At 64.3% G+C, this 23821-nt stretch carries 23 protein-coding genes; 11 read left to right on the top strand and 12 right to left on the bottom strand.

All coding sequences use genetic code 11. The features are described 5' to 3' along the window. The first annotated feature begins 55 nt into the window (after positions 1 to 55). Positions 56 to 1555, top strand: a complete 1500-nt coding sequence (gene pdxR / locus UP10_RS12150) for a MocR-like pyridoxine biosynthesis transcription factor PdxR (RefSeq protein WP_044587565.1) — start codon at positions 56 to 58, stop codon at positions 1553 to 1555. 74 nt (positions 1556 to 1629) lie between these two features. Here pdxR and UP10_RS42920 read toward each other — a convergent pair whose 3' ends face one another. The 4 genes from UP10_RS42920 to UP10_RS12135 all read right to left on the bottom strand — a co-directional run bounded on the left by UP10_RS42920 (position 1630) and on the right by UP10_RS12135 (position 3587). Beyond that, the gene (locus tag UP10_RS42920) at positions 1630 to 1983 is read right to left on the bottom strand and encodes a DUF2750 domain-containing protein (RefSeq protein WP_082077068.1); all 354 of its coding nucleotides are present in this window, start codon (positions 1981 to 1983) and stop codon (positions 1630 to 1632) included. Between the two features lie 114 nt (positions 1984 to 2097). Continuing rightward, positions 2098 to 2610: a protease adaptor protein RcdA gene (gene rcdA, locus UP10_RS12145; RefSeq protein ID WP_044538100.1), complete on the bottom strand. Its 513-nt coding sequence runs from the start codon at positions 2608 to 2610 to the stop codon at positions 2098 to 2100. Between the two features lie 486 nt (positions 2611 to 3096). Further along, positions 3097 to 3345 carry a hypothetical protein gene (locus tag UP10_RS12140; RefSeq protein ID WP_156179794.1) on the bottom strand — a complete coding sequence of 83 codons (249 nt, stop codon included), beginning with the start codon at positions 3343 to 3345 and terminating at the stop codon, positions 3097 to 3099. 50 nt (positions 3346 to 3395) lie between these two features. Then, positions 3396 to 3587 carry a DUF1192 domain-containing protein gene (locus UP10_RS12135; protein WP_044587563.1) on the bottom strand — a complete coding sequence of 64 codons (192 nt, stop codon included), beginning with the start codon at positions 3585 to 3587 and terminating at the stop codon, positions 3396 to 3398. 282 nt (positions 3588 to 3869) lie between these two features. Here UP10_RS12135 and metG point away from each other — a divergent pair, with 282 nt between their 5' ends. The 3 genes from metG to UP10_RS12120 all read left to right on the top strand — a co-directional run bounded on the left by metG (position 3870) and on the right by UP10_RS12120 (position 9612). After that, positions 3870 to 5549, top strand: coding sequence for a methionine--tRNA ligase (gene metG, locus UP10_RS12130; RefSeq protein ID WP_044587562.1), 1680 nt, complete (start codon positions 3870 to 3872; stop codon positions 5547 to 5549). 67 nt (positions 5550 to 5616) lie between these two features. Then, a complete protein-coding gene (locus UP10_RS12125; protein WP_044587561.1) occupies positions 5617 to 6618 on the top strand; it encodes an NAD(P)H-quinone oxidoreductase in 1002 nt (333 codons plus the stop codon). Positions 6619 to 6735: 117 nt separating this feature from the next. Beyond that, positions 6736 to 9612 carry an EAL domain-containing protein gene (locus UP10_RS12120; protein WP_044587560.1) on the top strand — a complete coding sequence of 959 codons (2877 nt, stop codon included), beginning with the start codon at positions 6736 to 6738 and terminating at the stop codon, positions 9610 to 9612. On the opposite strand, the gene UP10_RS12115 is transcribed toward UP10_RS12120, so the two are convergent. Beyond that, positions 9609 to 9878 carry a hypothetical protein gene (locus UP10_RS12115; protein ID WP_044587600.1) on the bottom strand — a complete coding sequence of 90 codons (270 nt, stop codon included), beginning with the start codon at positions 9876 to 9878 and terminating at the stop codon, positions 9609 to 9611. The two genes, UP10_RS12120 and UP10_RS12115, sit on opposite strands and share 4 nt — an antisense overlap. Before the next feature lie 122 nt (positions 9879 to 10000). Here UP10_RS12115 and UP10_RS12110 point away from each other — a divergent pair, with 122 nt between their 5' ends. Next, positions 10001 to 11494, top strand: coding sequence for a sensor domain-containing diguanylate cyclase (locus UP10_RS12110; protein WP_044587559.1), 1494 nt, complete (start codon positions 10001 to 10003; stop codon positions 11492 to 11494). Between the two features lie 204 nt (positions 11495 to 11698). Here the strand turns inward: UP10_RS12110 and UP10_RS12105 are convergent, their stop codons facing one another. From UP10_RS12105 to UP10_RS12090, 4 genes are all read right to left on the bottom strand, one after another. Continuing rightward, positions 11699 to 12001 carry a helix-turn-helix domain-containing protein gene (locus UP10_RS12105; RefSeq protein WP_044587558.1) on the bottom strand — a complete coding sequence of 101 codons (303 nt, stop codon included), beginning with the start codon at positions 11999 to 12001 and terminating at the stop codon, positions 11699 to 11701. Between the two features lie 2 nt (positions 12002 to 12003). Further along, on the bottom strand, positions 12004 to 12249 hold the full coding sequence (locus tag UP10_RS12100; protein WP_050043637.1) for a type II toxin-antitoxin system RelE/ParE family toxin: 246 nt from the start codon (positions 12247 to 12249) through the stop codon (positions 12004 to 12006). 194 nt (positions 12250 to 12443) lie between these two features. Then, positions 12444 to 13319, bottom strand: coding sequence for a UTP--glucose-1-phosphate uridylyltransferase GalU (gene galU / locus UP10_RS12095; RefSeq protein WP_044587557.1), 876 nt, complete (start codon positions 13317 to 13319; stop codon positions 12444 to 12446). A 147-nt stretch (positions 13320 to 13466) separates the two neighbouring features. Beyond that, entirely contained in the window at positions 13467 to 14762 is a 1296-nt protein-coding gene (locus tag UP10_RS12090; RefSeq protein ID WP_082077067.1) for an NADH:flavin oxidoreductase/NADH oxidase family protein, read from the bottom strand. A gap of 79 nt (positions 14763 to 14841) precedes the next feature. On the opposite strand from UP10_RS12090, the gene UP10_RS12085 reads away from it, so the two are divergent. The 3 genes from UP10_RS12085 to UP10_RS12075 all read left to right on the top strand — a co-directional run bounded on the left by UP10_RS12085 (position 14842) and on the right by UP10_RS12075 (position 18652). Continuing rightward, on the top strand, positions 14842 to 15273 hold the full coding sequence (locus tag UP10_RS12085) for a MerR family transcriptional regulator (protein ID WP_044587556.1): 432 nt from the start codon (positions 14842 to 14844) through the stop codon (positions 15271 to 15273). 88 nt (positions 15274 to 15361) lie between these two features. Further along, the gene (locus UP10_RS12080) at positions 15362 to 16750 is read left to right on the top strand and encodes a lytic murein transglycosylase (protein ID WP_044587555.1); all 1389 of its coding nucleotides are present in this window, start codon (positions 15362 to 15364) and stop codon (positions 16748 to 16750) included. A 156-nt stretch (positions 16751 to 16906) separates the two neighbouring features. Beyond that, positions 16907 to 18652, top strand: a complete 1746-nt coding sequence (locus UP10_RS12075; protein WP_044587554.1) for an SGNH/GDSL hydrolase family protein — start codon at positions 16907 to 16909, stop codon at positions 18650 to 18652. 192 nt (positions 18653 to 18844) lie between these two features. Here UP10_RS12075 and UP10_RS12070 read toward each other — a convergent pair whose 3' ends face one another. Both UP10_RS12070 and UP10_RS12065 read right to left on the bottom strand, forming a co-directional pair. Continuing rightward, the gene (locus UP10_RS12070; RefSeq protein ID WP_044587553.1) at positions 18845 to 19219 is read right to left on the bottom strand and encodes a CsbD family protein; all 375 of its coding nucleotides are present in this window, start codon (positions 19217 to 19219) and stop codon (positions 18845 to 18847) included. A 58-nt stretch (positions 19220 to 19277) separates the two neighbouring features. Continuing rightward, positions 19278 to 20012: an SDR family NAD(P)-dependent oxidoreductase gene (locus UP10_RS12065; RefSeq protein ID WP_044587598.1), complete on the bottom strand. Its 735-nt coding sequence runs from the start codon at positions 20010 to 20012 to the stop codon at positions 19278 to 19280. A gap of 179 nt (positions 20013 to 20191) precedes the next feature. Between UP10_RS12065 and UP10_RS12060 the strand changes: the two genes are divergently transcribed. Then, positions 20192 to 20971 (top strand): SDR family NAD(P)-dependent oxidoreductase, encoded by a 780-nt coding sequence (locus UP10_RS12060; RefSeq protein ID WP_044587552.1) that lies wholly within the window; start codon positions 20192 to 20194, stop codon positions 20969 to 20971. 101 nt (positions 20972 to 21072) lie between these two features. Further along, the gene (locus UP10_RS12055; RefSeq protein WP_044587551.1) at positions 21073 to 21960 is read left to right on the top strand and encodes a TauD/TfdA dioxygenase family protein; all 888 of its coding nucleotides are present in this window, start codon (positions 21073 to 21075) and stop codon (positions 21958 to 21960) included. 132 nt (positions 21961 to 22092) lie between these two features. On the opposite strand, the gene UP10_RS12050 is transcribed toward UP10_RS12055, so the two are convergent. Beyond that, positions 22093 to 22752 carry a YqgE/AlgH family protein gene (locus UP10_RS12050; protein ID WP_044587550.1) on the bottom strand — a complete coding sequence of 220 codons (660 nt, stop codon included), beginning with the start codon at positions 22750 to 22752 and terminating at the stop codon, positions 22093 to 22095. 136 nt (positions 22753 to 22888) lie between these two features. On the opposite strand from UP10_RS12050, the gene UP10_RS12045 reads away from it, so the two are divergent. Continuing rightward, positions 22889 to 23728, top strand: coding sequence for a protein-disulfide reductase DsbD domain-containing protein (locus tag UP10_RS12045; RefSeq protein WP_044587549.1), 840 nt, complete (start codon positions 22889 to 22891; stop codon positions 23726 to 23728). Positions 23729 to 23821: the final 93 nt, after the last annotated feature.

Here is a 23821-nt window from a genome sequence, read left to right as displayed (position 1 = left end):
AGCGGCAAAGTGGTCTATGATAAGGACCACTTGCTGTCATTTTGACTAGGCCACTATGCCACGCCCTCGCGCCACGACAAGTATTCCCTGCCTCGGAACGGTCGACCGCGCCGCAGGGCAGGTCGGACGCCAGATCGCACAGGCATTGCGCGCAGCCATTGCCGGCAATCAGCTCAAGGCAGGCGAATTGCTGCCCTCGACCCGCGCGCTGTCGGCCTCGCTCGGCGTGGCCCGCGGCACTGTGGTCGAGGCCTTCGAGCAGTTGCAGGCCGAGGGCTATCTGGAAACGCAGATCGGCGCCGGCACGCGGGTGGCGGCAATGCTCGCAGAGCAGCCGCGGCCAGCCCGTCCAAAGCTCGACCGGAATGCCCCGACATCGCCCCTTCCGATGACACCGCGCGCCAAACGGCTTGGCGCGGTCGCGGCCGCCTTCACGCCGATACCGGAAGCGCCGTTTGCGATTCCCGTTCCTGGCGGCGCCGTCGCTCCTGATGACAATTGGCGGCGGCTCGGCAACCGGGTGCGGGCCTCGCGCGCCGCGGCGCCGTCGAGCTATGGCGATCCGCGCGGCGTGATGGAATTGCGGCAGGCGATCGCCGACTATGTCCGCAAATCGCGCGCGGTGCATTGCGAGCCCGGACAGGTGATGATCACCGCCGGCACCCAGCAGGGGCTTTACCTCGCCGGCCGCGTGCTGCTCTCGCGCGGCGATCATGTCTGGGCCGAGGATCCCGCCTATCCCGGCATGACCGCCGTGCTCGACGATCTCGACGTCGTGACGACGCACGTCCCGGTCGATGCGCAGGGCATCGACGTCGACGCCGGAGTGGCCGCCTGCCCGAACGCGACGGCAGCCTTCGTCACGCCCTCGCATCATTATCCGCTGGGCATGCCGATCAGCATGGCGCGGCGCAAGGCTCTCGTCGCATGGGCGCAGCGCCGCAACGCCTGGATCGTCGAGGACGATTACGACAGCGAGCTGCGTTACGCCGGCCATCCCTTCCCATCGCTGCAAGGCCTCGATCCGTCGCGCGTGGTCTATCTCGGCACGCTGAGCAAGGTGCTATTTCCTTCGCTGCGGCTTGGTTATGTCGTCGCGCCGCTGCCGCTGATCGATGCCTTCGCCGGCGCACGCGCGCTGCTCGACCGGCATTCACCGACCGCCGACCAGCACGTGCTGGCAGCCTATATGCGGGAGGGTTTCTTCGAAGCCCATATCAGGCGCATCCGCGGCGTCTACGCGGCGCGCCGCGCAACACTGATCGCGGCGCTCGAGCGCCACATGCCTGATGATGTCACACTGCAGCCGAGCGATCAGGGCATGCATCTGCTGCTGTGGTTGCCGCAGGGCGCAGACGATGTGCGGCTGGCGAAGGCAGCACTTGCCGAGGGGATCGTCGCGCGGGCGATTTCACCGATGTACAAGGCGAAGCCGCGGTCCGGCCTGATGCTCGGCTTCGGCGGATTCGCGCCCGAGGAGCTGGAGGCGGCGGTGATGCGCCTGCGCAAGGTGATGGATCGGCACGGTACGCCGCGGCGGACCATAAGCAGCTAGACCATTTAGTAAAGTCGCAGCTTCTTAGGCTGAGCCCAAGAATAGACGCACGACAAATGGCGAAGGGACGACTGTCACTTCATCGCTTCTCGAAGACGGTTGCGTACGTCTGATGGGGAATAGTCGTAACCCGAGACGTGCGTACCTGACCAGTTTATGCCGACCATCAAGCCATCACTTTCTAACCCCACCAACCAACGCTCCAAGAACTCAGAAAGAGCCAGACGATGCGTCGTGAAGCCGCGATATGCGAGTACGTTGTCGATTATTCGTTGCGCACGGTCTTCGCTCGACCAGAACGGCATTGAGGTTTCACTCGACGGGTTTGTGGATGTCGGGAATCCCGCATCATCTCGGATGGTCCATAAGGCGTTGTTTTTTACAACGTCCGAGAAGAAATTGTGGGCGTGTGCCGCGGCGATGCTCATTGCAACATCTAATCAAGAAGGGCGGAACGTCTTCGTTCCGCTAGTCCTAGGCGCGCGCCGACTTCAGTCAGAGGACACGGCCTGGGCCCCGCCACGCGTCGTGACGCCTGACGCTTACCGCTCGAACGCGGCCTTCAGCCGGTTGAGCTGCGGCACCAGCGGATTGCCGATCGAGGCGTGATCGGGGGCAGGCGCATGGATCGTGGTGTCGAGCCGGCGCACCCTCGTTTGCAGGTCCATCGAGCGGGAGATCAAATCCTGCAATTGCTGCGGCAGTTTCTCGATCATGTCGGATGCGCCGGGATCGGCGGCCGACAGCTTGACCTTGGTCTTTTCGCGATTGGCCTGGGTCAGCGTCATCTCGCCTTCCTTGACCGCGCGATGCAGCAGCAGCCAGGACGCCAGCTGCATCAGCCGCGTGGTCAGGCGCATGCTCTCGGTGGCATAGGTCAGGCTGACGGCGCGTTCGAGCGCCTTGGCTTCGTTGCGGCCGTCGCCGTCGAGATAGGCTGCGGTCTGCTCGACCAGGTCCATACCTTCCCGGAACAGCACGCCAAAGGCCGCAGAATTGGTCAGCCGTTCACTGAACAGCACGAGACCGGATTCGCTCAGGGAACGATCCGCCATGGTTAACGCCCTCACACCACCGTAACGCCCGCCGGCGTCTGACGCGCCGGCTTATGATGAACAAATCATTGCGCGGGCGTGGCCAAGAGTCCAGCCGCAACCATAGTTATGGTTTCCAGCTGGTGGGGCGCACAAAAAAGAGCCGCCGTTTCCGGCGGCTTTTGAAGTTGATAACAGGGAGGCGTCAAACAGAGTGGACAGGAGCCACTCGGTGTCCAAACGAGGACAATAAAGTCATAATCGAGAAAGCCTAACGAACGGTAAATGAGCGGATTTCTTGAGACTTTGTTTGCCATGTCGGCCAATGGCCCAGTCTGGGACAGGACCTAAGTCCACCCACGAGTCGTCCCGGCGACGGCCGGGACCCACAACCACCAATGCCCGTGTTGCGCGCAGCTATGGCCCCAGCGATGCGCGACGAGGAGTAGCGGTGGTTATGGGTCCGGCTTTCGCCGGGACGACGTGAGCGCAAGCGACCAGCGTGACTTATTTCTCCGGACAACCAACCCCGGCATCGGAATAGTTGGCGTCGCAGAATTGATCGCAGCGGCCCCTCTGCGACTTCGCCATATCAACACAGGCTTTGTTGGCAGGCAGTTCGTTGCACGCGGCAAGGTTCGATTCGAACAGCCGCCGGCAGTCGCGCTCCTTGCATTCGCGCGCGGTTCTTTCGCCCTTCGAACAATTTGCCGGCGTGACGGACAAGGCCGGGAGGGCCGCACCGGCAATCATCACGGCCGCGATCAAGCCGACCAGACACGTTGCTCTCACTGTCGCCTCTTGAATTACGACTTGAAGATGCTGTTCGCGGCATCCTTTGACGCGCGCTTCTTCGTCATCGCCACGTTCAGGCGGTCGATCTCGGCATTCAAAAGCGCGATGCGCTCGGTCAGTTCCTCGACCGACAACAGCGCGAGATCCTGTCCGATCTCGTGGGTGATCTTCTTCCGCGGGCGGTCGTCTTCCTCAATCGGCATGTGTCCTCCCGGCCATTCCCGAAGCCTGATCTGGCATTTTGCACCACGAGATGATATCTATCCGCCTGCAAGGAGAATTTGCAGTGACTTTCGTGTGTGCGCAACATCTGACGCGAATGCCCCGGCCCGACCGCAAGGAGTCTGACCGGACGGGATAGATGCGCGTCGATGCGCACCAGGCATGAGCCGACCCCAAGCCCTTCCGATCACGCGGGAGGGCTTTTTGATTTTCCGGTTTGATTTTTCCGGGGTCGGCGTTGTCAAACGCGAAAGAACGCACCCATGACCAAGATTCTCATCACCAGCGCCCTTCCTTATGTGAACGGCGTCAAGCACCTCGGCAATCTCGTCGGTTCCCTGCTACCCGCCGACGTCCATGCCCGCTACCGGCGGCAAACCGGCTGCGATGTCCTGTTCATCTGCGCGACCGACGAGCACGGCACGCCCGCCGAACTCGGCGCCATCGCAGCCGGCCAGGATGTCAGGACCTTCTGCAACACCCAACACACCGTCCAGGCCGACATCTACCGCCGGTTCGCGCTCTCCTTCGATCATTTCGGGCGCACCAGCTCGCCGCAGAACCGGGCACTGACGCAGCACTTCTATCGCAAGCTCGACGCCGCCGGACTGATCGAGGCACGCGAAGTCCAGCAGGTCTGGTCGCCCGCCGACCGGCGCTTCCTGCCCGACCGCTACGTGCTCGGCACCTGCCCGCATTGCGGCGATGCTTCCGCGCGCGGCGATCAATGCGACCATTGCGACACACTGCTCGATCCGCCCGAGCTGATCGCGCCGCGATCGGCCCTGTCCGGCGACCATGCGCTCGAGCTCCGCCAAAGCCGTCATCTGTTTTTGCGCCAGTCGCAACTGGTCGCGAAGTTGAGTGCGTGGATCGACAGCCGCACCGGCTGGCCGCCGTTCGTTGTCTCGACCGCGAAGGGCTGGCTCAACGCCGAACTTAGAGATCGCTGCATCACGCGCGATCTGGCCTGGGGCATTCCGGTGCCGCGCGAGGGATTCGACGGCAAGGTGTTCTACGTCTGGTTCGATGCGCCGATCGGCTACATCGCAGCCACGCAGGAATGGGCGGCCGCAGAGCCAGGCCGCGACTGGCGGACATGGTGGTGGCAGGCCGATGACGTCAGCTACATCCAGTTTCTCGGCAAGGACAACATCCCGTTCCACACCGTGAGCTTCCCGGCGACGCTGATCGGCTCCGGCGAGCCGTGGACGACGGCCGATGTGATCAAGGGATTTCACTGGCTGAATTACGAAGGCGGCAAGTTCTCCACCAGCCGCAATCGCGGCATTTTCACCGACCAGGCGCTGGAGGAATTGCCGGCCGACCTTTGGCGCTGGTGGCTGATATCAAACGCGCCTGAAAGTGCCGACACCGATTTCAGCGTCGCGAAATTCGTCTGTGACGTGAACAAGGATCTCGCCGACATCTTCGGCAACCTCGCCAACCGCATCATCAGCTTTGTCCATCGCGCCTTCGATGGCCGCATCCCCGCAGGCGGCGTGCCCGACGAGGCCGAGCGGCGGCTTGCGGATGATCTGGAGCTGCGCATCGCGGCGCTCCGCGACCATCACGATGCGCTGGAATTTCGCGCCGCCGCCGCCGCGACCCGCGCCATCTGGGATCTCGCGAATGCCTATCTGCAGCACACAGCACCTTGGACGGCGATCAGGAACGATCGCCTTCGCGCCGCCGTGGTGACGCGGACCGGGCTCAATCTCGTCGGCATCTGCGCGGTGCTGGCGTGGTGCATCGTGCCTCAGCTGTCGGAACGGGTGCTGCGCGCCTTCGGCCGCGACGATGCCGTGCCAAGCTGGCCCAATGGCCCACTCGCTGACCTGCTCGACGCCGGCGCCGGCACGCCCGTGGCGCAACTCGGCCCGCTGGTTGAAAAAATCACGCCTGAGCGAGCAGGCCAACTGGCTGCAAGGTTTGGGGTCTAGGCGTTTCACTTCGGCGGAAAAGGCGTTATGCCATCCGCCGATCCCCTTCCCTGACCAAGGACGCACCATGCCACAGGTCCCCACGCAAATGACCGTCGTCGCCATCAGCAAGCCGGGTGGCCCGGAGGTGCTGGTGCCCGAGACCCGCGCGGTGCCGGTCCCAGGTCCGGGCGAGATCCTGGTCAAGGTCGCGGCCGCCGGCGTCAACCGTCCCGACGTCGCGCAGCGCTCCGGCTCTTATCCGCCGCCGCCCGGCGCAAGCGACCTGCCCGGCCTCGAGATCGCAGGCGAAGTGGTCGCGCTCGGCGAAGGCGCTCACCGGCACAAGCTCGGCGACAAGGTGATGTCGCTGGTCGCCGGCGGCGGTTACGCGCAATATTGCATCGCGCAGGACGCGCAGGCGATGACCGTGCCGCCGGCGCTGTCGATGCAGGAAGCCGGCGCCACGGCGGAAACGCTGATGACGGTCTGGCACAATGTGTTCGAGCGCGGCGCGCTGAAGGCCGGCGAGACGCTGCTGATCCATGGCGGCTCGTCGGGCATCGGCACCATGGCGATCCAGCTGGCGAAAGCGTTCGGCGCCAAGGTGATCGTCACCGTCGGCTCCAAGGACAAGGCCGAGGCCTGCCTCAAGCTCGGCGCCGATCACGCGGTGAACTACAGAAGCGAGGATTTCGTCGAGGCCGTGAAGACATTCACGGGCGGGAGGGGAGCCAACGTCATCCTCGACATGGTCGGCGGCGACTACATCGATCGGAACTACGATGCCGCCGCCGTCGAGGGTCGCATCGTCCAGATCGCGTTCCTCTCGGGAACACCAAAGGCATCAGCCAATTTCGCCAAGCTAATGGTCAAGCGTCTCCATCACACCGGCTCGACGCTGCGTCCCCGTAGTAATGCGGATAAGGCGGCAATGGTCGCGGCCATCGAGGCGAAGGTGATGCCGCTGCTGTGCGACGGCCGCATCAAGCCGCTGATGGACAGCACATTCCCGCTGGAAAAGGCCGCGGACGCACACCGGCGCATGGAGACCAGCGAACATATTGGCAAAATTGTGTTGGTCGCTTAACGATCGCGACCGAAGCAGGGGTGGAAACCCTTTGATTTCCTTCGCTTTCGTGTCATCTATCGCGCCACCGAGCCGGTCGCCGGGCTCGGACAGATTGTCGATCGCGGAGTACTGACATTGCGTCTGATCAGGTGCCTTGCGCTGTTGGCGCTGGGCCTCATGATTTTTGCCGCTGCGCCTGACGCGTACGCGATCGACGCCGTCAGCGTCCGCGGTGACGCGCCCGCGATCGACCTGACCGCCGTGCTTGACCATCAGCACACCGAGGCCGACCGCATCCAGGTTTCCACCGCGCCCGGAACCGACGGCATCGTCCGCCGCATCGAGGTCCGCGCCCGCGAAGGCGGCCAGAACTGGGTGGTGTTCGCGCTCGCCAACAACACCGACGACCAGCTCGACCGCCTGATCGTTGCGCCGCACTATCGCATCGTGTCATCAGGCCTGCTGTGGCCCGACCTCGGCCTGTCCCGCATCGCCACCATCACACCGTCGGTCGGCGACCGTCCGGAGCGGCAGGAGAGCCCGACCGCCGACGTGTTCCGCATCACGCTCGATCCCGGCGCTGTCGTCACCTATGTGGCGGAGCTGCGCACCGACAAGCTGCCGCAGCTCTATCTGTGGGAACCCGACGCCTACAAGGACAAGGTCAACTCGTTCACGCTCTACCAGGGCATCGTGATCGGCATCTCCGGACTTCTAGCCCTCGTGCTCACCATTCTGTTCGTCGTGAAGGGCTCGATCATGTTCCCGGCCGCCGCCGCGCTGGCCTGGGCGGTTCTGGTTTACATCGGCGTCGACTTCGGCTTCTGGGGCAAGGTGCTCGACATGTCGAACAACGCCGAGCGCGTCTGGCGCGCGGCAGGCGAGGCGATCCTCGCGGCGACATTGCTGGTGTTCCTGTTCGCCTATCTCAATCTCAGCCGATGGCACGTCCGCTACTCGCACATCACGATCGGCTGGCTCGCCTTCCTCGGCTCGCTGGTGGCGCTTGCGCTGTTCGATCCTGCGGTCGCCTCCGGCATCGCGCGGATGTCGCTGGTGATGATCGCGTTCGCCGGCTTTGCGCTGATCGTCTATCTCTCGACCCACGGCTTCGACCGCGCGGTGCTGCTGATCCCGACCTGGTTCCTGCTGGTGATCTGGGTGATCGCGGCCGGCATGACGGTCGCCGGCTCGGTGACCAACGACATCGTCGGCCCGGCCTTGCTCGGCGGCCTCGTGCTGATCGTGATGCTGATCGGATTTACGGTGATGCAGCACGCCTTCGCCGGCGGCGGCGCGACCACCGGAATCGTCTCCGACGTCGAGCGCCGCGCGCTGGCGCTGACCGGCTCGGGCGACCTGATCTGGGACTGGGACGTCTCCGCCGACAAGGTGTTCACCAGCCCTGAAACCGAAGCCCTGCTCGGCCTCAAGCGCGGCACGCTGGAAGGTCCCGCCGCCAAATGGCTGGAGGTGCTGCATCCGCTCGATCAGGACCGCTTCCGCGCCGCACTCGACAGCGTGCTCGACCAGCGCCGCGGCCGCCTGGTGCAGGATTTCCGGCTGCGCACCCCGGATGGCCATTTCATGTGGTTCGCGCTCAAGGCGCGGCCCGTGGTCGGCTCCGATGGCGAAGTCTCGCGCGTGGTCGGTACGCTGACCGACGTCACCGAGGCCAAGAACGCCGAAGAGCGGATGCTTCATGACTCCGTGCATGACAATCTGACCGGCCTGCCGAACCGCCGGCTGTTCATGGATCGCCTCGGCGCGGTCGCAAACCTCGCCAAGACCATGCCGGCGCTGCGGCCGACGCTGATGGTGATCGATCTCGACCGCTTCAAGCAGGTCAACGATTCCGTCGGCATCGCGGTCGGCGATTCGATCCTGCTGACACTGGCGCGACGGCTGACCCGCATCCTCAAACCGCAGGACACGCTGGCGCGGCTCGCCGGCGACCAGTTCGGCCTGATCCTGCTGTCCGAGCAGGACTCGGCGCGGATCACCAATTTCGCCGAAACCATCCGCAAGACCATCCGCGCCCCGATCGCGTTCAACGACCGCGAGATCTTCCTGACCGCCTCGATCGGCCTCGCACTGTCAGATCCGCAGGCGCCGCTCACCGACGAGATCATCAAGGATGCCGAGCTTGCGATGTATCATTCCAAGCGCATCGGTGGCGACCGCATCGACGTCTACAAGCCGGCGATGCGCGCGCGGAAGACCGACCGCCTGACGCTGGAGAGCGACCTGCGCCGCGCCATCGAGCGCCAGGAGCTCACCATCCTGTACCAGCCGATCGTCCGGCTGGAGGATCGCTCGATCGCCGGCTTCGAGGCGTTGGTGCGCTGGGACCATCCCAAGCTCGGGCGGATGTCGCCGTCGGAATTCATCGGCGTCGCCGAGGAGACCGGCCTGATCGTCGATCTCGGCATGTTCGTGATGGACCAGACCGCTCGCCAGCTCGCTGTGTGGCAGCGCGCGATGCGCGCGCGCGAGCCGATCTTCGCCTCCGTCAACGTCTCGTCCCGGCAATTGCTGCGCCACGATCTGATCCACGACATCCGTACGGTGCTATCGCGCTCATCGGTGGCGCGCGGCACGCTGAAGCTCGAATTGACGGAATCGCTGGTCATGGAGAACCCGGAGCACGCCGCCCAGATGCTGGCGCGGATCCGCGAACTCGGCACCGGGCTGTCGCTGGATGATTTCGGCACCGGCCACTCCTCGCTGTCCTATTTGCAGCGCTTCCCGTTCGACACCATCAAGATCGACCAGTCCTTTGTCCGCACCACCAGCCGCGGCACCCGCCCGGTGATCCTCAAATCGATCATCGCGCTGGCCCACGACCTTGGCATGGACGTGGTGGCGGAAGGCGCCGAGACGGATTCGGATGCGGTCGAGCTCTACCAGCTCGGCTGCGAATACGCCCAAGGCTTCGCTTTCGGCGAGCCGATGGACGCCGACGCCGCAACGCGGCTGCTCACCGAGGAACGGCTGGAAGCGGCGAGCTAACTCCTGTCGCCCCGCCGCTGCGGCATCTTCTTGAATTTGACGCTCGTGCCGTCCGCCTGGCGCGTGGCGATGTAGCCGCCGTCGAGGCAGGCTTCGCGTTGCGGCATCTTCTCCTGCGGACTGCGCAAGGTTTCCCACCACGACGCGCGATGCGCGGCGCGCGGCAGCGCCGCATCGATAATCGCTTCGATCTCCTCGAAGGTCAGCACGAATTCGGGAAGATGCTGCTTCTTCAGATAGTCCCGCAGCGGGTCGTAGTCGTTCAAGGGGCCCTCGATGACAAGAATCATGATTCCGGCAACCACCCGTTAACCCATTCGGCGGCTGCTGTCGTCACTTAAGGCGACAACAAGATTTCCCGATGCATGACAGCGCTTTGGAGCGGGACATGTCATTTCGGCGGGGAAAAGACGCAAGACGGCGCTGGCGGCTATCGGCAAAGCTGCTGATCGCCTCGTCGGTCGCGACCGTCATCGGCTTCTCCGCAATCTGCGCCAGCGTGATGTTCGACATGCGCCGCGGCGAGGAGGAGCTTGCCCGCCAGACGCTGGAGAATCTGGCGTCAGGGATCGACGCCGACATCAGCCGCAACATCGAGCTCTACGACCTGTCGCTGCGTGCGGTCACCAGCAATCTGGTGATGCCAGAACTCAATAGCGTCAAGAAGGAACTCCTCCATCTGATCCTGTTCGATCACGCCGCGACCGCCCAGCATTTCGGCGCGATCCAGGTGTTCGACGCAGGCGGCAATTTGACCATCGACGCCGCCAGCCTCGATCCGCGCCCGGAAAACCGCAGCGATGAGGAATATTTCACCGTTCACCGCGACCGTCCCGACGTCGGCTTGTTCATCAGCCGGCCGATGCTGCATCGCGGCGCCTATGCCATTGTGCTGAGCCGGCGCGTCACGGGCGAAGACGGCCGTTTCCTCGGCGTCGTGGTCGGCTCGATCCGCTTCAGCTATTTCCACGAGTTGTTCGGCCGGCTGAACCTCGCGCCCGGCGACACCATCACCGTGCTGCGCCATGATCGCACCATCATCATGCGGACGCCGTCCGACCTCGACGTCATCGGCAAGAATCTCGCGGAGCAAAACACCTGGAGGTCGGAGAACCTCAAGGACGGAGGCTCGTTTGCCGGCAAGGGTCCGGTGGACGCAACGCCACGGCTTTATGTCAGGCGCGGCGGCGCGAGCCCGCTGTTCGTCGTGGTCGGCAAGCCGCTGGAGAACATCTTCAACCTCTGGCGCACCGAAGCGATCCGGATCGGCGCCATCATGGCGGCGCTGATCGTGTTCGTGCTCTCGACGGCGCTGTTCCTCGCCCGCGAGATCGGCCGCCGCGCCGCCGCCGAGGAAAGGCTCGAGGAGATGGCGACGACCGACGCGCTCACCGGCCTGAGGAACCGCCGCAAGTTCGACGCCGAGATCGACGTCGAGTGGCGGCGCGCGGCGCGGCAGGGCCAGCCGGTCGCGCTGTTGATGATCGATGCCGATCATTTCAAGGCCTACAACGACACCTATGGCCACCAGGCCGGCGACCAGGTGCTGGTCGGGATTGCGATCTGCATTTCGGATGCGGTGCGCCGCGCCGGCGAATGTGCCGCACGTTTCGGCGGCGAGGAGTTCGCTGTGCTGCTGCCCGGAACCAGCGCGATCGACGCATTCAACATCGCCGAGGCCATTCGTCTCAAGGTCAAGCAATGGTGCGAGGGCGATATCACCACGACGGTAAGCATCGGCATCGCCAGCATGCGGCCGGGTCCCGGCCAGTCATGGGCCGACCTCGTCGAAGCCGCCGACAAGGCGCTCTACGCCGCCAAGGCCAACGGTCGCAACCAGTCGGTGCTCACAAGCGGGCCGAAGTTTTCGCTGGTGGCGTGAGATCAGGTCTCACTCCATCGTCGTCCCGGCGAAAGCCGGGACCCATTACCACAGGGTTGGATGGTTGAAGCGAGCTGTGGCCCCAGCATCGCGCACCAACAAATGTTGGTGGCTATGGGTCCCGGCTTTCGCCGGGACGACACCGATTTGTTGCGCGACCAAACGCCCAACGCATTCGCGGGCGATGACACCTTGGATAGGCCCTCAGGCACTTTTGGCAAGAGCGCGCGTTACGGCGTCTGGCTCTTTTTCGACAACCTTGAGCAATATGCGAGCGCTGCGCTCTGGCTGACGACGGCCTTGCTCCCAATCGCGAACTGCCGACAGAGCAAATCCGTACGTCTGCGCAAAACTTTCCTGTGAAAGGCCAAGCCGGGTACGGATCTTCTTGACATTCACGCGCGAGGGAACGTGAATCTTGAAAGTCTTCTGGTCGGCAGACCCGTCGAGATAGGCCTTGGCCTCGTTCAGCCCGGCCTTGATCTTGTCGAATGCGGATTTCGTCATTCCTACCTCCCGTAACCTGCGATCATGGCAGCGACCAGCTTCGCCAATTTGGCTCGTTCCGCGGTCGACAAATTCGCCTTTTCGTTCTTGGCGAATACCGCCAGAACAAACACGGGAAGATTGCTTCCGCTGAACATGTAGATAATTCGAGCTCCGCCGCTCTTGCCACGGGCACCAAAGCCAAACGGCACTTTCCGAATACCACCGGTCCCGGACATGACGATGCCGCAGGTCGGATCGGCCGCCAACCGGTCTACGATGGCCTTTCGTTCATCCAGCGAAACAGTCGCTCGGCATCAGCCAAATAGGTCGGCGTTTCGACGACAGTCCGCATACTGCATCATACTACGGCATTGCCGTAGTATTTTCAAGTATCCGTCATGCGCGCGGAGCGATGGATTGCTTCGTCGCTTCGCTCCTCGCAATGACAGCCGTGAGAGAGCTATTCTCCCAGATACTTCCTCATCTCCGCGATCAGCCCGTCGCGCAGCTCGGGGCGCTTGAGGCCGAAGGCGATGTTGGCGCGGAGGAAGCCGGCCTTCGAGCCGCAGTCGTGGCGCTCGCCCTCGAACTCGACGCCGTGGAATTTCTGCGTCTTGGCCAGGCCGATCATCGCGTCGGTGAGCTGGATCTCGCCGCCGGCGCCGCGCTCCTGCGTCTCCAGGATCTTGAAGATCTCCGGCTGCAGGATGTAGCGGCCGGTGATCGAGAGATTGGAGGGCGCGGTGCCCTTTGGCGGCTTCTCCACCATGCCGTCAACCTCGAAGATCTTGCCGGTGCGCTTGCCGACGCCGCAGATGCCATATTGATGGGTGAGATGGTCGGGCACCGGCTCGACCGCGATCACGTTCGACTTGTCGCCGAGCTTGGCTGCCGCCTCGATCATCTGCTTGAGACAGCCCGGCGAATTCAGCACCAGTTCGTCCGGCAGCACCACCGCGAACGGCTCGTTGCCGATGATGTCGCGCGCGCACCAGACCGCGTGCCCGAGCCCGAGCGGCGCCTGCTGCCGGGTAAAGCTCATCGCACCGGCCTCGGGCTGGCTCTGCGCCAGAATCTCCTGCTCGGTCCTCTTGCCGCGCGCAGCCAGCGTGGCGTCGAGCTCGAACATGCGATCGAAATGATCCTCGATCACGCCCTTGTTGCGGCCGGTGACGAACACGAAATGCTCGATGCCGGCCTCCCTCGCTTCGTCGACCACGTATTGGATCAAGGGCTTGTCGACGATGGTCAGCATCTCCTTCGGCATCGCCTTGGTGGCGGGCAGCACGCGGGTCCCGAGACCGGCGACGGGAAAAACGGCTTTGCGGATTTTCATGGGATGATCGGAAGCCTTGAAAACGGGTGGGACGGTGCGAATGAGCGAATGAACCGCACCTTGGTAACCGTTTTGCAGCCGAGAACAAAGGCGGATGTGTGATCAGCAAACACGCCTATTTCGTAGCCAACCTTCCGCCGGCCGCTATCATGACGTCTGAACGACACGCGCGTCAGTTCGCGATGAGGCCAGCAAATCCTCAGGGACAGCAACAACGGCTGATGACGCCATCCAGCGACGGTACTTGCGGGTGAGCGATGCAGTCCGCAACTGGGTGAGCAGCAACGCCCTGAGCGGCGAAACGCCGGGATGAGGCTTGCGGCCCCGGCTCAACCGCCTGAACTGGAATTTGACGACGGCCATCATTGCGAACGAGGCGAGCGGCTTGCTCTTCCAGGTGATCGGCGCGACGTCTGGCCGCGGGTCCTCGCCATTGCGCCAGGCGATCGGCAAATCCGGCTTGATCGCCAGCGCAGTCCCGATACCCGCGATCGCAACGCCGTTGTGGAGAACCTGTTGCACGATGCCGATGCGACGGATGCCGCCGGTGACCATCACCGGCATCTTCGCGACATCAGCGATGTCGCGCGCGAATTCGAGGAAGTAGGCCTCTCGCGCCAGCGTGCGGCCGTCACGGGCGACGCCCTGCATCGCCGGTGCCTCGTAGCTGCCACCGGAAAGTTCCACCAGATCGACGGGCAGCGCATTCAACATCGCGACGACACTCTTCGCATCGGCTGCATCGAAGCCACCACGCTGGAAGTCTGCCGAGTTCAACTTGACCGCAACCGAAAAGCCTGGCGACACGACCGCGCGGACGGCTTTGACAGCGTCGATCAAAATGCGGGCCCGGTTCTCCAGCGACCCGCCCCAGCGGTCGGTGCGCCGGTTCGAGAGCGGCGACAGGAACTGACTGATCAGATAGCCATGCGCCGCGTGAATCTGGACGCCGGAGAAACCCGCTTGCTCTGCAAGCTTCGCCGCATCAGCGAAACGCGTAATGACCTCGTCGATGTCCTGCTCGGTCATCGCCTTTGGCGTCGCAAACAGCTTCGAATGCTTGCCCAGGTCGAGCGATACCGCCGACGGCGCCCAGGTTTCCTGGCCAAGGTTCTTCATCATCTGCCGGCCGGGGTGATTGAGCTGCAGCCACATTTGGGCGCCCTTGGCCCGACCGGTACGCGCCCAGTTGCGGAAGGCCTCGAGCCGGGCCCCGTCCTCCAGCACGACGCCGCCGGGACCGGTCATGGCGCGACGATCGATCATGACGTTGCCGGTGATGATCAGACCGACGCCGCCGTCCGCCCATGCCTGATAGAGGCGAAGAAGTTCAGCCGAGGGCAGATGCTCGGCGTCAGCCATGTTCTCCTCCATCGCCGCCTTGGCGATGCGATTGGGAACAATCGTTCCATTGGGCAAAGTGAGCGATTCAAATGGTGACATGGCCGCGCCTTTCAGTTGACGGGCCGCACCATAAGATTAAACTTAACTTTAAGGTCAAGGATAAACTCGGAGCGTCAGCATGAGGATCGGAGAATTGGCCAGGGATTCTGGCCTGGCGCCTTCGCGCATCCGCTACTACGAGCAGCAGGGTCTGATTGGCTCGATCGACCGGGGTTTGAACGGCTATCGGCAGTATTCGCGCGGCACCCGGCAGCTGCTGGAAATGATCGTTGTCGCCCAGCAGGCCGGATTTTCACTCGACGAGATCCGAAACCTGCTGCCGCCCCACGGCGATGCAGACTGGAGCCGCGACAAGTTGCTGGCCGCCCTCAAGGGCAAGATGATTGATATCGAAACGCTCCAGCAGCGGCTGTCCGCGACGCATTCCGGCCTCAGCGCAGTGATCGCCCGGATTGAAGCCTTGCCGCCTGGCGGCGACTGTTTTGAAAACGCCGAAGACGTGTTGGCCAGTCTGAGGGAGCAGTCCGGTGATGGAGGTCCGATCGCATGATGCTGTCGCCTCCAAAATCCCGCCTTTGTTAAGCTATTGGAAACCGTAACGAGGCCTTCTGACACGGACATTCCAAGGCGGGCACACGATGGCATCAGCGACGTCCAACCGGGCCGGCACGGCCATTCTCGCGCTGACACTTCTGGTGTCCGGCGGCGCCCTCGTGCTGCCCGGCAAGGCCCTGGCCCAATCATCGGGCAACGGGCTGACCAACCTGATCGACAGTATCTTTTCGAAGTCGAGCCCGCCGCCGCAGGCTGCGACCGGATCCGACGGCGCGGCGCCGCCCTGGAGCGGCGAGGACGGCGCCTCCGGCCATCCGCTGATGACCGCCGACGCGATCCGTCAGGCCGCCGCGAACTTTCAAAACTGCGTCGCGGCGATGTGGCCGGATGCCGCACGGCGCAACATCAGCCAGGAGAATTTCCAGCGCTTCACCACAGGCCTCACGCCCGACCTGCGCATCATGGACCTGATGGATTCGCAGCCCGAATTCACCAAGGCGATCTGGGACTATCTCGACATCCTCGTGAACGACAACCGCCTGGCCAAGGGCCGCGAGATCCTGACCAAATACAAGCCGCAATTCGACGCCGCCGAGAAGGCCTATGGCGTCGACCGCTACATTATCGCGGCGATCTGGGGCATCGAATCGAACTACTCGACCCAGATGGGCGACCGCAGCGTGGTGCAGTCGACCGCGACGCTGGCCTGCGTCGGCCGCCGCCAGGCCTATTTCAAGGACGAGTTCCTCTCCGCGCTGGAGATCCTCAATCGCGGCGATCTCCAGCCCGAACAGATGCGCGGCTCCTGGGCCGGCGCCTTCGGCCCGACCCAGTTCATGCCGACCGCGTTCAAGCGCTACGCCGTCGATGGCGACGGCGACGGCCGCCGCGACGTGGTCGACAATGCGAGCGACCTGATCGCCTCGACCGCCAACAATCTCAAGAAGGACGGCTGGCAGAACGGCGCGAGTTGGGGCTACGAGGTCGTCGTTCCCCAGGGCTTCGACTACATGCTGGCCGACCGCGCCAAGGCGATGCCGCTGTCGCAATGGGAGCATCTGGGCGTCAAGCGCGCCGACAACCAGCCGTTCCCGCGGTCGCCCGAGAAAGCCTATCTGCTGGCCCCGGCCGGGGCCCAAGGCCCGAGCTTCCTGATGCTGCAGAATTTCCGGGTGATCATGAAATACAACCCGGCGGAGGCCTATGCGCTGGCGATCGGCCATTTCGCCGACCGCCTGCGTGGCGGGCCGCCCTTCGTGCAGCCCTGGCCGCGGCAGGAACGGGTGCTGTCGCGCGCCGAACGGCTGGAACTGCAGCAGCTGCTGGTCCAGCGCGGCTTCTACAAGGGCACGCCCGACGGCCAGCTCGGCGGCCAGACCCGGGAGGCGCTGCGCGGATTCCAGGCGTCGATCGGGACGCCGGCGGACGGATTTGCCTCCGCCGAGGTACTGGAACGGTTGCGGGGGCGGTAGACCCGCCGTTCGGGCCGAAAGTAACCCTGAAATCCGGTATTTGGCTGGCGCCTTGACGGCGGCCGGTCCAGCCCGATTTATGGTGGACAAGCTGCCCCCTTGCGGCCCGATTCCGCTAGTATATCTGGCGTTTCCAGACCATTGCGACCGAACCCAATGCCGAAGCCGAAATCCTTTCTGCGCGTGTTCACCGAAACCGGCCCGCTGATCGCGCTGGTGGTTGCGGTTACGCTGCTGGTCGGCATCGCAGGCCCCGCCTCGGCACAGTTCTTCAACTTCCCGGGCTTCGGCAATCCGCCTCCGCAACGACAAGCGCCGCAGCGCGAGCGCGGTGGCGGCGGCGGCTGGTTCGGTGGCGACTTCTTCCAGCCGTTCCAGCAACAGCAACAGCAACCGCAGCGGCCGCGCGAGGATTTTTCGCGCGCACCGGCGCCGGCCAAACGCGACACGGTGGCGGAGCGCAACGTGCTGGTACTCGGCGACGCGATGGCCGACTGGCTCGCCTACGGCCTCGAGGATGCCTATTCCGACCAGCCCGACATGGGCGTGCTCCGCAAGAGCAAGACGGTGTCGGGCCTGATCCGCTATCAGCCCAGGGGCGATCCGGCGGACTGGGCTGCGGCCGCCAAGGGCATTCTCGCCACCGAGACCCCCGATGCGATCGTCGTCATGCTCGGCCTCAACGACCGCATCGCGATGCGCGAACCGGCCGTGGAAAAGAAGGTCGACAAGAAGGACGACAAAAAAGACGCGCGCGCCAAAACCGACGCCAAGCCGGACGCGAAGCCCGGCGATGCCAAATCTGGCGACGGCAAGCCCGGCGACGCCAAGCCCGATGCCGCGGCGAAGCCTGACGACAAGCCGGTCGACACCGAACTGTCGCCGGACGATGCCGCCGACAGCGACACGCCGCAGCTCGGTTCGCCCGATAAGGCCGCACGCACGCCGAACGGCGTCTACGAGTTCCGCGACGACCGCTGGGTCGAACTCTACAGCAAGAAGATCGAGGAGATGATCAATGTGCTGAAGAGCAAGGGCGTGCCGGTGCTGTGGGTCGGCCTGCCCGCGATCTATGGACAAAAGGGAACGGCGGACATGCTGTTCCTGGATGCACTGTATCGCGACGCCGCCCGCAAGGCCGGCATCACCTATGTCGACGTCTGGGACGGCTTCGTCGATGATGCCGGGCGCTTCGTGCTCAAGGGTCCCGACTTCGAAGGTCAGCCCCGCCCGCTGCGAACCAAAGACGGCGTGTTCTTCACCAAGTACGGCGCGCGCAAGCTCGCGCATTATGTCGAGCGCGAGGTATCGCGCCTGCTCGCGGCGCGCTCCGGCCCGATCGCGCTGCCGAGCGAACCCGCAACGCCCGACGCCAGCGCCGAACCCGGCAAACCCGCGCCGCGTCCACTCGCCGGGCCGATCCTGCCGCTGGTCGCCTCCTCGGTCGGCACCGATCAGCTGCTCGGCGGCCCGGGCTCGCGGCCCGCTGCGGTCGATGCGCTCGCCGCGCGGACGCTGGTGAAGGGAGAGCCGCTGGCGCCGCCCGCCGGCCGCGCCGACGATTTCGCCTGGCCGCGTCGCGAGATCGGCCGCGAACAGGCCAAGGGTGACGTGCCGGTCGCCGCAACCACGCCAACCGCGCCGGCGAATCCGCCGCCCTCGACGACGGCGATCGCACCCGACGGCAGCATCATTACGGCGCCGCAAAAGCCGGCGCCGAAGCGGGTGTTCCGCCCGGCCCAGACACAACCGCCGTCGCAGCCGTCGATTCGTGATTTCTTCGGATTTGGCTCGCCGCAGCAACGGCCGCTGGTGACCCCGCCACCGCGAGCACCGGGCCCGCCGCGCCCGCCGGCCAATGTCGGCCGCGCCGCATCTGTGCCGGGTAATGCCGTGCAGTAGGGGCTGACCTTCCTCCACGTCATTGCGAACCAACGGGTCGCGCGAATGCGCGCCCGATGACAGGCTCCGCGAAGCAATCCATCCCTCCGCGTGTGGGGAGATGGATTGCTTCGTCGCTTCAGCGCAAAATTGCTTTGCAATTTTGTCGCGAGCTCTCCTCGCAATGACGGCGTACAATTGTCAGCAGCAGTCTCAGCCGTAATAGCGCCAGCGCGGCGGTTGGCGGCGCGGCTGGCGGGTCATCAGCAACGCAAGCGCAAAGCCGATGCCGCCGGCGAGCAGCAGTGAGCCGAGCGGATTGTCCTGCACGGTCTTCGCCATCGCCTTCTGCCCGCTGCGCACGCTTTCGCCACGATTGTCGTAGGCGTCCTTCGCATAATTGACGGCGGTATCAGCCGCATCGCGCGCGGCATCCTTGGCCTGGCCGTAGAGATCCTGCACGGCGCCGGCCGCCTCGCGCACGCGACCCGACGCCTGTGTATTGGCATCACCTGTCACGTCGCCCGCGGCACCCTCGACCTTGCCGGCGAATTCCTTCGCCGAACCGTAAATCCGATCCTTGTCCATCGTGGCCGCTCCTGATTTGTCGGGGAGCTAACCGGCGAACCGCGCGCAAGTTCCTGCGTTACAATATCAGTCCACCGTCCACAACGATGGTCTGGCCGACGATGTAGGACGACAACGGCGAGGCCAGGAACAGCGCCGCACCGGCCATGTCAGCGGGCGTGCCGAGGCGCCTCAGCGGAATGCGCTCGAGCGCGCCCTCGAGGCGTTTTGGATTTGATGTCGTCACCCTGGTCATCTTGGTGTCGACGAGGCCGGGCGCGATGCCGTTGACGCGGATGCCGTTCTCGGCCCAGGCCTCGCCGAGCGTGCGGGTTAGACCTACCGCACCGGTCTTCGAGGCGTTGTAGGCCGGATTGCCCATGGTGGAATGATAAGCCGCAGTCGAGCTGACGATGATCAGCGAGCCTTTTGCGGCGCTCAGCATCGGATGGAATTTGGTCGCACAGGCCATCAGGCTCATCAGATTGACCTCCATCACCTTGCGGAAGCCATCCATCTCGAATTCCCCGCGGCGGTAAATCACCGCGCCTTGCGCCAGCACCAGGACATCGAGCCGATCGAACGACGGCTTGAACTGCGCGATCGCCTGCTGATCGCTGACGTCGAGTTGCGCATAAGAGAGCCCATCGAGATGCGAGCCGTCCTCGGCGGAATAATCGCTCGCGCTGGCGCGAGTGCCGCAGACGCTCACGCGCGCACCCTTGGCGCGGAATGCCTGCGCGATGCCGTTGCCGATGCCGCTGGAGCCGCCGACCACCAGCATTTGCTTGCCTGAGAAATCGAGCTCGTTCATCGCGCGGTCCTCTCGTCTGCTCTTCTTCTGATTGAGCATGATCATTCCCAAAAAACCAACGTCGAACTTGCGTTAATGCGCTGCAAGATCGCCCGAATCAGGTCATCGGTTTGACCTGTCCGCGGATCGGTGCCAGCGTTGTCCGTCTCACAACGACGCATTCTTCCGCGAGGTCCGTCATGACCGATTTCAAACAGCTCAGCCGCTCGGTGAAGGGCCTCACCGTTCTCGTCACCGGCGCGGCCAGCGGCATGGGCCGCGCCACCGCGCGCGTGCTCGCCCATGAGGGCGCCAATGTCGCCGTCACCGATCTGAGCGTCGAGGGCACGCAAGCGGTGGCGAAGGAGATCGCTGCGAGCGGCGGCTCCGCGAAGGCCTGGGTGCTTGATGTCGCCGATCGCGACGCCATCATCAAAGTCGTCAACGATGTCGCCGCGCATTTCGGCGGTCTCGACATCATCGTCAACAATGCCGGCATCTCGGTGCGCGTGCCGATCGACGATCCCGGTTATGAGGACGCCTGGGCGAAGGGCATTGCGGTGATGCTGACGGCGCATCCGCGCATCATCCGCGCCGCTCTCCCTCATTTGCGCAAGTCGAAATCGCCGCGCATCGTCAACATCGCCTCCACCGAGGCGCTCGGCGCGACCGCACTGCACAGCCCCTATTCCGCGGCGAAGGCCGGCGTGGCCGGGCTGACGCGCTCGCTCGCCGTCGAACTCGGCCGCGACGGCATCACGGTGAACTGCATCTGCCCGGGACCGATCCGCACCGGGATCACCGATCGCATCTCGGAAGAGCACAAGACGATCTACGCCAGGCGCCGCACCGCGCTCGGACGTTACGGCGATCCGGAAGAGGTCGCGCATATGACGCTCAGCCTGTGCCTGCCCGCCGCCTCCTTCCTGACCGGGGCCGTCATTCCGGTAGACGGCGGGTTGATGGCGCGGAATGCCTGATCCGCGCCCGGCCTTGGAGCGTTGACAGGCCGCGCGTCGAGAGTAGCCTTCCCTCAAACGAAGCGGGAGAAGCCGCCCGCAGCGCTACGGGGAGATATGCCATGACGGTCCTGATCCGGCAGCTTCACAAACATTTCGTCGGCGAAGTCTCCGGCGTCGATCTGCGCAAGCCGCTGACGAAGCAGGAAGCTGAAGACATCGAGGCCGGCATGGACAAATACGCCGTGCTGGTATTCCACGGCCAGGACATCACGGACGAGCAGCAAATGGCGTTTGCGCTGAATTTCGGCGAGCGCGAAAAATCCCGCGGCGGCACCGTGACCAAGAAGGAAGACTACCGCCTCTCCTCCGGGCTGAACGATGTTTCCAATCTCGGCAAGGACGGCAAGCCGCTGCCGAAGGATCATCGCACCCATCTGTTCAATCTCGGCAACTGCCTGTGGCACTCCGACAGTTCGTTCCGTCCGATCCCGGCCAAATTCTCGCTGCTGTCGGCACGCATTGTGAACCCGAAGGGCGGCAACACGGAATTCGCCGACATGCGCGCGGCCTATGATGCGCTCGACGACGAGACCAAGGCCGAGATCGAGGAGATGATCTGCGAACACTCGCTGATGTATTCGCGCGGCTCGCTCGGCTTCCTCGACTACACCGACGAGGAGAAGGAGATGTTCAAACCGGTGCTGCAGCGCCTGGTGCGAACCCATCCGGTGCACGGCCGCAAGTCGCTGTATCTGTCGTCGCATGCCGGCGCGATACGGGGCACGAGCATGCCGGAGGGCCGGCTGTTGCTGCGCGATCTCACCGAGCACGCCACCCAGCCGGAGTTCGTCTACACGCACAAATGGACCGTGCATGACCTCGTGATGTGGGACAACCGCCAGACCATGCACCGGGTGCGCCGCTACGATCAGTCGCAGCCCCGCGACATGCGCCGCGCCACGGTGGCGGGTACGGCGCCGACAGTGGCGCAGCAAGCGGCGGAGTAGCCGCTCCGCTGTCATCGCCCGGCTTGACCGGGCGACCCAGTATTCCAGAGACAGTTGTGCTTGAGCCGATGGGCCGCGGCGTACTGGGTGCCCCGCCTTCGCGGGGCATGACAGAAACGCGCAGCGGCGGGGCTACGCGTGGCCGGCTTCGTTGGAAAGCATGCCGGGATCGATGCCGATCTTGCGCAGGGCGCGCAAATACTTCTCGTCGACATCGTCGCCGAAGATCAGCTCCGGATCGGCGTCGCAGTGCAGCCAGCCATTGTGCTGGATCTCGTTCTCGAGTTGGCCTGGCGCCCAGCCGGCATAGCCCAGCGCCAGGATCGCGTGCTTGGGGCCGGCGCCCTTGGCAATCGCCTTGAGGATGTCGACGGTCGCGGTCAGCGAGATACCGTCGTCGATGTTCAGCGTCGCATCCTGGATGTAGAAGTCGCTGGAATGCAGCACGAAGCCGCGGCCGGTATCGACCGGACCGCCCTTCATCACCTTCATCATCTCGGCATTTTCCGGCAGCAGGATCTGGTCGGCCTTCTCGATGATGTCGAGCTGGACCAGCAGGCCGGGAAAATCGATGCTGCCGGCCGGGCGGTTGACGATGATGCCCATGGCGCCTTCAGAGGAATGGGCGCACATGTAGATCACGGAGCGCTCGAAGCGCGGGTCGTTCATCACCGGCATCGCGATCAGCAACTGGCCATCGAGATAGCCTTCGTCGGTCGCGTTATGACCGATGCCGGCGCTCTTGGCCCGCGTCGTCTTGCGTGTCTTGGTTTCCTTGCCTTCAGGGCGCATCCGCAAAGGCCTTTCCTGCTGATTTGGCATCCTGATATTGGGTGGCGGTTCTGTCAATCAAGCATCAACCGCCTTGCGGCGATGCATCACAAGCAATTCAATGGTTTGCAACGAAAGTTGCAGGTAAAGACGTCTCATGACCGTCATAGTTCCCCTGCGGGCCGCCTTCGGCTTTGCCGCCATTCTGTCTGTCGCATGTATGGCAAATGAGGTTCGCGCCGACGACGCCTCGCCGTGGCTGCAGGATACGCATTCCGCGGTCAGGCTGCTCGCGGGATCGCGCAGCGGCGCGGTGCTGCTCGGCGGCATCGCCTTCCAGCTGCAGGACGGATGGAAAACCTACTGGCGGACGCCGGGCGATTCCGGCGTGCCGCCGCGGTTCGATTTCTCCAAGTCGGAAAATGTCGAAGCGGTGACCGTGATGTGGCCGGCGCCGCGGCAATTCGACGACGGCGCCGGCGGCACGTCGCTCGGCTACAAGCATCAGGTGGTGCTGCCGCTGCGCATCGTCGCGAAGAATCCCGACAAGCCGCTGACCTTGCGCGCCGACATCAACTACGCGGTGTGCGAGAAGCTGTGCGTGCCCGTGGAAGCGAAGGCCGAGCTTGCATTCGCGAGCGTCGCGAGCACCGAGGACGGCGCATTGTCGGAAGCCCTCAACGCCGTGCCGAAGCCCGCCAATATCGGCGATCCCAACCCGCTGACGATCCGCGACGTCAAGCGCGACGGCAAGAACAACGTGCTGGTCGATGTGACCGCGCCCGAGACCAAGGATCTCAGCCTGTACGTCGAGGGGCCGACGCCGGACTGGGCGCTGCCGGTACCGAAGCTGGTCGAGCAATCGCCACCAGGCGTGAAGCGCTTCATCTTCGAGCTCGATGGCTTGCCCCCCGGCGCCAACCCGGAGGGCGCCGCCCTGAAGCTGACACTGGTCGGCGGCGGCAAAAGCTACGAATTCAATATTAATTTGAATTGATGCCGTCGTCCCGGCGAAGGCCGGGACGACGGGGTCACCCAACCTAATCTTAACGTTTCGTTGATAGGTCAGGGCATTGCCGCCGCCTCGCGG

Origin of the sequence: Bradyrhizobium sp. LTSPM299, assembly GCF_000938235.1 — a bacterium.
Taxonomy (GTDB): Bacteria; Pseudomonadota; Alphaproteobacteria; order Rhizobiales; family Xanthobacteraceae; genus Bradyrhizobium.
The sequence above is the reverse complement of the archived record's forward strand: the minus strand, read 5'-3'. Positions and strand labels throughout refer to the sequence as shown.

Bases quoted from the DNA above. Each gene is read 5' to 3' on its own strand.
- pdxR (WP_044587565.1), top strand. From the start codon at position 56: ATGCCACGCCCTCGCGCCACGACAAGTATTCCCTGCCTCGGAACGGTC.
- UP10_RS42920 (WP_082077068.1), bottom strand. From the start codon at position 1,983: ATGAGCATCGCCGCGGCACACGCCCACAATTTCTTCTCGGACGTTGTA.
- rcdA (WP_044538100.1), bottom strand. From the start codon at position 2,610: ATGGCGGATCGTTCCCTGAGCGAATCCGGTCTCGTGCTGTTCAGTGAA.
- UP10_RS12135 (WP_044587563.1), bottom strand. From the start codon at position 3,587: ATGCCGATTGAGGAAGACGACCGCCCGCGGAAGAAGATCACCCACGAG.
- metG (WP_044587562.1), top strand. From the start codon at position 3,870: ATGACCAAGATTCTCATCACCAGCGCCCTTCCTTATGTGAACGGCGTC.
- UP10_RS12125 (WP_044587561.1), top strand. From the start codon at position 5,617: ATGCCACAGGTCCCCACGCAAATGACCGTCGTCGCCATCAGCAAGCCG.
- UP10_RS12110 (WP_044587559.1), top strand. From the start codon at position 10,001: ATGTCATTTCGGCGGGGAAAAGACGCAAGACGGCGCTGGCGGCTATCG.
- UP10_RS12105 (WP_044587558.1), bottom strand. From the start codon at position 12,001: ATGACGAAATCCGCATTCGACAAGATCAAGGCCGGGCTGAACGAGGCC.
- galU (WP_044587557.1), bottom strand. From the start codon at position 13,319: ATGAAAATCCGCAAAGCCGTTTTTCCCGTCGCCGGTCTCGGGACCCGC.
- UP10_RS12090 (WP_082077067.1), bottom strand. From the start codon at position 14,762: ATGTCACCATTTGAATCGCTCACTTTGCCCAATGGAACGATTGTTCCC.
- UP10_RS12085 (WP_044587556.1), top strand. From the start codon at position 14,842: ATGAGGATCGGAGAATTGGCCAGGGATTCTGGCCTGGCGCCTTCGCGC.
- UP10_RS12080 (WP_044587555.1), top strand. From the start codon at position 15,362: ATGGCATCAGCGACGTCCAACCGGGCCGGCACGGCCATTCTCGCGCTG.
- UP10_RS12075 (WP_044587554.1), top strand. From the start codon at position 16,907: ATGCCGAAGCCGAAATCCTTTCTGCGCGTGTTCACCGAAACCGGCCCG.
- UP10_RS12070 (WP_044587553.1), bottom strand. From the start codon at position 19,219: ATGGACAAGGATCGGATTTACGGTTCGGCGAAGGAATTCGCCGGCAAG.
- UP10_RS12065 (WP_044587598.1), bottom strand. From the start codon at position 20,012: ATGAACGAGCTCGATTTCTCAGGCAAGCAAATGCTGGTGGTCGGCGGC.
- UP10_RS12060 (WP_044587552.1), top strand. From the start codon at position 20,192: ATGACCGATTTCAAACAGCTCAGCCGCTCGGTGAAGGGCCTCACCGTT.
- UP10_RS12055 (WP_044587551.1), top strand. From the start codon at position 21,073: ATGACGGTCCTGATCCGGCAGCTTCACAAACATTTCGTCGGCGAAGTC.
- UP10_RS12050 (WP_044587550.1), bottom strand. From the start codon at position 22,752: ATGCGCCCTGAAGGCAAGGAAACCAAGACACGCAAGACGACGCGGGCC.
- UP10_RS12045 (WP_044587549.1), top strand. From the start codon at position 22,889: ATGACCGTCATAGTTCCCCTGCGGGCCGCCTTCGGCTTTGCCGCCATT.